This is a genomic window from Actinoplanes sp. GCM10030250 (assembly GCF_042666575.1).
Classification (GTDB): Bacteria; Actinomycetota; Actinomycetes; order Mycobacteriales; family Micromonosporaceae; genus Actinoplanes.
In genome coordinates this window covers 1-599 of record NZ_JBHTDO010000123.1, presented here as the reverse complement: position 1 = coordinate 599, position 599 = coordinate 1, and the positions used below count along the sequence as shown (strand labels likewise).

General features: G+C 68.9%; 1 protein-coding gene. It reads right to left on the bottom strand.

Annotated features, from left to right (window positions below):
- Window positions 1-29: 29 nt before the first annotated feature.
- Window positions 30-599, bottom strand: a 570-nt coding sequence (locus ACFQV6_RS44340) for a transposase (RefSeq protein WP_378033756.1), incomplete at its 5' end; no start/stop codon positions are given.

The following is a 599-nucleotide window of genomic DNA, read 5'->3' as shown; positions in this document are numbered from 1 at the left end:
GGAGCGGCCCTGGGGGCCACTGTTTGGGGTTATCCGGTGGCGAGGCGGGTGGTGGTGACGCCGAGTTGGTGGAGTCGGAGCAGGTTGGTGACGGCGGCGGCGAGGCGCAGTTCGCTGGTGGCGGCGGTCAGGCCGCGGCGTAGGAAGTGGCGCAGTCCGCGGCGGTCTTTGAGCCAGGCGTTGGCGGGTTCGACGATCCCGGAGCGGTGTTTGTAGAGGTCACGGCCTTCGTCGGTGGTTAGGCGCTGGTCCATGAGCCGGCGGGCGGTGGCGTCGGGGTGGGGGTTGGTGCGGTTCGCGGCGATGAGCCGGTCCGGGCCGGGCAGGGTGAGGTTGTGGTCGCTGTCGTAGCCGGCGTCGCCGAGCAGGACACCGATGCTCAGGTCGTCGCGGCCGGTGTGCCCGGCCAGTTCGGTGATGGTGCTGTTCAGAGCGGTGACGGTGGGTTCGAACTGGCGGCTGTCGTTGGCGTCCTGGGTGGCTTGGGCGTGCAGGATGAAGTGGTCTTCACTGACCGCGGTCTGGCAGTTGTAGCCCTGCAGGTAGCCGTTACGGGTTTTCAGCATCCGCGAGTCCGGGTCGGTCAGGTTCGCCCGCAG